At 41.3% G+C, this 6,000-nt stretch carries 6 protein-coding genes; 1 reads left to right on the plus strand and 5 read right to left on the minus strand.

Annotated features, from left to right (window positions below; genetic code table 11):
• Positions 1 to 28: 28 nt before the first annotated feature.
• The 4 genes from AC27G9_RS05935 to AC27G9_RS05950 form a co-directional block, all read right to left on the minus strand.
• Positions 29 to 775 (minus strand): HvfC family RiPP maturation protein, encoded by a 747-nt coding sequence (locus AC27G9_RS05935; protein ID WP_487072005.1) that lies wholly within the window; start codon positions 773 to 775, stop codon positions 29 to 31.
• Positions 775 to 1,611: an HvfB family MNIO-type RiPP peptide maturase gene (locus AC27G9_RS05940; protein ID WP_487072007.1), complete on the minus strand. Its 837-nt coding sequence runs from the start codon at positions 1,609 to 1,611 to the stop codon at positions 775 to 777. Before AC27G9_RS05940 ends, AC27G9_RS05935 begins: the two co-directional genes overlap by 1 nt.
• 79 nt (positions 1,612 to 1,690) lie before the next feature.
• Positions 1,691 to 2,257 carry an HvfA family oxazolone/thioamide-modified RiPP metallophore gene (locus AC27G9_RS05945; protein WP_487072009.1) on the minus strand — a complete coding sequence of 189 codons (567 nt, stop codon included), beginning with the start codon at positions 2,255 to 2,257 and terminating at the stop codon, positions 1,691 to 1,693.
• Between the two features lie 318 nt (positions 2,258 to 2,575).
• Positions 2,576 to 3,691, minus strand: coding sequence for a glycosyltransferase family 2 protein (locus tag AC27G9_RS05950; RefSeq protein ID WP_487072011.1), 1,116 nt, complete (start codon positions 3,689 to 3,691; stop codon positions 2,576 to 2,578).
• Between the two features lie 194 nt (positions 3,692 to 3,885).
• Between AC27G9_RS05950 and AC27G9_RS05955 the strand changes: the two genes are divergently transcribed.
• Positions 3,886 to 4,965, plus strand: a complete 1,080-nt coding sequence (locus tag AC27G9_RS05955; protein WP_487072013.1) for a glycosyltransferase family 2 protein — start codon at positions 3,886 to 3,888, stop codon at positions 4,963 to 4,965.
• A gap of 28 nt (positions 4,966 to 4,993) precedes the next feature.
• On the opposite strand, the gene AC27G9_RS05960 is transcribed toward AC27G9_RS05955, so the two are convergent.
• A complete protein-coding gene (locus tag AC27G9_RS05960; protein WP_487072015.1) occupies positions 4,994 to 5,461 on the minus strand; it encodes a VOC family protein in 468 nt (155 codons plus the stop codon).
• Between the last annotated feature and the right edge of the window lie 539 nt (positions 5,462 to 6,000).

Genomic DNA, 6,000 nt, shown 5'->3' on the forward strand with positions numbered 1-6,000 from the left:
ATAATGGCGAACCTAATTGTCGATAATATCAGCAATTAGGCAATAACACGCCCGATTGCAGCAGCTGCATCAGGGTTTGGGACATACCTTGAGCCACAAGATCTGGATCCATGCCGGGCATGACTTCTATTGATGCTTCTAGCAATTCATCAATCGTTCGTGATTCATAGCTTTCAATTTGAGACAATAAAAAAGCGGTCATTGCATTAATCTGGACAAACTGAACGTCATCATTGGAATCCCTATACACTACAAAATACACGCGGTCACTCAATGGTACTTCAGGTTGAAAATCAGCCTGAATCTGGTGAACAGGATAAGTATAAGATACGACAGAGGCGAGATCAGACATGCAAACAGTACTTGGCAGTGACTCTGACTCGAAGGGTGTTACTTGTTGTCCTGTTTTTCTGATACTGACATCAAGTTCCAGCCATTCATAATGGGCGAGTTCTTTAATAAACGCAGGCTCATCATCAGAAAGATTATATTCACTGTCCAAAAACTCGACAAACTCTTTGCTTATTTCTGCAAAGTAAGGAGATCTGCAGTGATGAGACGAGAAAAATGAGCGAATGAGCATCTGCCAGTTTTTTTCGCTATACAGAGACTTCAAAACCGGGAACGCACTGGAAACAAAACCGTCTACATTATTGAAAAAAAGTGACTGATATATTGCGATTCGTCTTTCTTCTTCGCTATCTTTAGCAACAAAGTTTTCTGGTTGCTTTATGGCCGCGACAAATGCTTTTTGCGTAGCGATAAAATCTGACATCAAGCGACACCTTCAATGTTTGAATCGAATTTGCGTTGTATTGCTTTGATTTTGTCTACTTCTTTCAACAGTACGTCGATAGATGGGATGTTGAAGTCTCGCTCTAGCAAGGTTGGGAAAACGCCATGTTCTTGATAGGCCAGCTCTAACAGTGCCCAAACAGGTGCAATGACATCGGCACCATGAGTGTCAACTTTCAAGTCGTCAGCTTCGTCATAATGCCCTGCGATATGACCGTACACGATACGCTCCGAGGGCATCGCTTTAATAAACGCTTCAGCATCATATCGATGGTTTATCGAATTGACGTATACATTGTTAACGTCCAGCAATAGCTGGCAATTCGCTTCTTCCAACACCGCTTTAGTAAAGTCGAGTTCTGATAGATCGCTTTCAGGCGTCAGGTAGTAGGACACATTTTCTAGCACTAAAGGACGCTCAATAATGTCTTGGACAGTCTTAATTCGGTCGCTAACGTGTTTCACTGATTCCTCAGTAAATGGAATCGGCATCAAATCGTACATATGCCCGTCACCAGAACAATAGCTCAAATGTTCGCTGTACATGTTAATACCGTGCTCATCTAAAAACCGTTTGACCGATTTGACGAAATTAACATCTAAAGGATCATAGCTACCAATGGACAAAGACAAACCATGTGTCGTGAAATTCGCTTGCTTAGACAATTGCTTAAATTGCTTTTCAAAACGCCCACCAAAAGGAATCCAATTCTCAGGTGCCACTTCCCAAAAGTCGACACTGCTTGGCAGCGTATTGTCCAACTCAGGTAGCATCTCTCTGCGTAAACCCAGTCCAGCACCTTTTAAGTTTTTCATGATATTTCTCAGATAAAGCAGGGAAGAAGAAGTGGTCGCGGAATCGCGACCACTGAAGACGTTCTAAGGTATTAGCTAATTAAGCTTGGCCACCACATTTGCCTTCGCCACACTTACCTTCTTTAGAAGTTTTGCTGCCACCACACTTGCCTTCGCCGCACTTGCCTTCTTTAGAAGCCTTGCTACCACCGCATTTGCCTTCGCCGCACTTGCCTTCTTTAGAAGCCTTGCTGCCACCGCATTTGCCTTCGCCGCACTTGCCTTCTTTAGTCGCCTTGCTGCCACCGCATTTGCCTTCGCCGCACTTGCCTTCTTTAGTCGCTTTGCTGCCACCGCATTTGCCTTCGCCGCACTTGCCTTCTTTAGACGCTTTGCTGCCACCGCATTTGCCTTCGCCGCACTTGCCTTCTTTCTCAGTTTTGCTGCCGCCGCATTTGCCTTCGCCGCACTTACCTTCTTTCTCAGTTTTGCTGCCGCCGCACTTGCCTTCGCCACACTTACCTTCTTCAGCGAACTGCATATAACCTGATTCTAATTGCTGCATACCGAATGGGTTAGTCTCTGCCAATGCTGATGCAGACGCCAACGAACCGATTACAACTGCACCTAAAGCGGTAGCAACAGCAGATTTCTTAACTTGTTTCATTTCGATACCCTCATAGTTTTTGTCAAGTTGTTACGTACATCGTACGCTTGCAAATAAAGACCCTACCGCAAATTGCTTTATTTCATTTAAAGTTAAATTTTTTTGCAAAAATTGCGAATTTTTAGGCTAAAAAAGCGATAACTTGTTGGTAACTCGTGTCTACTGACATTCGTCATCCCCAGTAAATACCTACGGTTCAGAGGAATAACAAGTACTTTTTCGAAACATGTGAGTTTTTAGCACATTTTTTTATTTTTCTGGTAACAAACAACGTACAACTGACCGTTTTTGACAAAACGGCGCCCTTACCTACTACGACTAACCGATATTTCTTTTGAACTTTCGCATGGCATTATCGATATCGGGTAGATCGATGTTGCGTAAACTTTTCTCTAGTAATGGAGCTGCGCTAGGCGGTGCAGTCGATATGATATGCAGCATGTCACGAAATTTAGACATAACAAAGCTTTGGGCTTCCAACACAACGCTTTTCAATTCATTGTCTCCCAAATTTGTTTCTAGATAGTTTGAGTACTCCACAAAGTGTTTTTCGGGAAAAGACAGTGTTCTAACGAGATTTTTGTCTGGAATTCCAGCTCTATTATTTTTAATAGGCAAGTCATGAGATTTACTAGCATCAGGACGACCTTTTGCGAGTAATGCAATATACTCTATCTCACTCCGAATCATACGGTGTACCACGAAAAAAGGAGCCATGACTTCATCAACACTGTCATCATTTAATCGGGAATAGTTTGCGTTTGTAAAAACAGACTTTTTGCCGTATGCATCAATGTACAATAATCCGTCTTCTACGACATTATGTGGATTGTGCACAACAGGAAAAACCTCTGTTTTTATCAGTGATTTTACCTGGCTTGCTTTTACAAAATCGATCTCTCTGTCGAGAGTACGCGAAAATGCCTGTTCCAACTCATATTTATTGATCCACCGAAAGTTAACGACGTCGTGTGTGGGAAGTCGATGAATACACTCTTTTATCGTAGATTTGAGGTCTTGAGGCGTCCAAAACTCGTCGATGTCTATAAACAAAACATGAGTAAAACCTTCCCTGCGTGACCTTTTTAAAGCTTTTTTATACACATATGACTGAGGATTTTGACGCTTTTGGAAATCGGGGTTTGCGTTGATAAATCTAATTCTAGGGTCTTTTGAAAAATAACGACATAGGTCGACGGTTGCATCTTCGCTACGATTGTAATGGATCTCTATTGTATCAAAGCCAAAATATAAATGATGAAAGATCCATTCTGGTAGATAAGCGGCTTCATTTTTTGCGATCGCAACTAGTTTTACCTTTAACTGTTGCTTACTGTCTTTAAAGATATGAATGTATACGAACCTGTTCGCTTTAGCCCAAGCTAGTTTCGACGTCCTCACTATTTGATGAATTTTTTCTTTAAAAATGGACACTTAAAATAAATTCGAATATAAAAAGATGTGATAATGATGACATTGTATTTCAACAGATGCCCGCTGATCTACAATAGAGAGCAGAAAACAAATTAGGTTATTAATTTTATTGCGAAAACAATAATTTACCTTTGTTACTATTGTGTTTTTATTTTCCAGAGAATGAGGGCCAGCGGCTGAGGTGGTAACATATCATGTATAAAAAAGTTGTGAATATGTTTCGCCGCTACAAAAGTATAGTCGTATCGCCGAAGACAGCTAAAGTAAAGATAGCAGCCGTCGCGAAGAATGAAGCCGCTTATCTACCAGAATGGATCTTTCATCATTTGTACTTTGGTGTGGAAGAGATAGACATCTATATCAATCGTACTAGCGATAACACGAGGCAATTAAAAACACTACTCACAGATCTTCCCGTTAACTTCATTGAAGCTGATGATATCTTCAATAACTTATCAGCGAATCCACAAACGACATGTTTTAGGAAAAGCTTATCCAATAGCTATAGCAAAGGAATATCGCACGTACTATTAATTGATATCGATGAGTTTTGGCTTCCTATGGATATGGAAACGTCTATTTCTGCTTATGCCTCAAAGTTTTGGAACAGTGACGTGATCAACTTTGAATGGTTAAACAAAATTGAAAGCGGCAACAACTTTGCAACTGCTGTTAGTAAAAACATGACGATAGATAGAGGGCCTCAGGTAAAGTCACTCATGAGAAGCTATGTCACCCCCATTCGATTCAATGCTCATAATGTTGTCGACAAAGAATATTCTTGTGTACTGGCCGACGGAAGTGTATTTAAAGCTGCAAATGAACCACGCTCAAAAGTATCTGAAATGGAGCTTAAAAAGCCGATAAAAAGTGCCGCTATTCTTCATAGAAAATTTAGGAGTCAAAGAGAATACGTCGCCATGCTTTCAAGAGGCGTACCCACGGTAAAAGGCTTGTCACTTGGACCATTTAAACACAATCGTAACGGGTACAACATAGCCCCGCGCAAAGAAACAATGTGTATACACTCTGAGAAGTTATCAGCCTATCAAGAATATATGGAAAACAAACTCAGTGAGCCCGATTTACAAGCTTATCTGGAAACTTCGAAACAATTCGTTGAAGAGCAATTCCACTATGTATTGGATTTGATTCGTCAAGCAGATACATCAGAACAAGACAATATTTCAAGAGTGTTAACGAACATTGATGATCAAGATACGCTAGATGCCTACGCTCAGTTCTTATCAAGAGTTGCTAGCGTAGACCGCTAACAACTTGCCACAAAAACGATAGACAAGATCAATTAGATGGCCGAAAGGTAAACTCTAAGCGGTTTCCGCTAGGCTCACGAATCATCATGTGCTTGCCAGGCCCTCCGTACGCTAGCTCTGGTGCAAATTCAATCACGACACCTTCAAAATTTTTAAACTTTTCATGTAGAAGGTCCAATGCATCAAAACTGGAAACCGTAATCGCCAAATGGTGTAATCCGACATTGTTTTTTCGATCAAATCTCACGGCGTGTTTTGGGTCAGTAACCTGCCAAAGTGTCACAAACATATTGCCGTCACTCACAAATTTTGCGGGATAATCTGAATCGCCACCGACCTCTTTCCAACCTAATGCCTTAACAAAAAACTGAGTTGATTGCTCTAGATTCGAAACTGAAAGCCCTATGTGATTGAAGCCTGTGGTTAGCTGTTGTTCTTCGGCATAAACCTTACTCATACCTAAACTCAGCGCTACAATAAGAATGAAAGCTCGCATAAATTACTCCTTTTATTAGTTTGGCTGGTAGACCCTAACCACTTGGGTTTTATTTCAGGTATCCGTTTAACTACAGATTTTAGTCGATTAGTTGTAGTTACCCCAATGAGTTGTCTCGAAGACTCTATCCTCCATAAACCCAACAGAAGTGTATATGTGTAGAATCATACCTACGACTTACCAGATTAAACTAATCCGATAATAAACAATAAAAACAGCATTTTATCTGAATCCGCAGCGAAATTTCCCCTCATTTATGTTATGAAAACTTTATAGCGACTAAGAACATATTAACTATTCAATTGAGTGGGCTTTTCACAATGGGAGCCCCGTACCGGCGAGGGACGGTGGCGACTCTCACGGGTTAGCCCCATTGAGTAAAGATAAAGATGACGCTTTTTACTGCGCCTAAAACAAAAAAGCCCACTCAATCGAGTGGGCTTTTCGGAATGGGAGCCCCGTACCGGCGAGGGACGGTGGCGACGCTCACGGGGTAGACCCAGTGAGTAAAGATAAAGATGACGCTTTTTACTGCGCTT

The organism is Alteromonas sp. 5NS40-0096 (assembly GCF_057544385.1).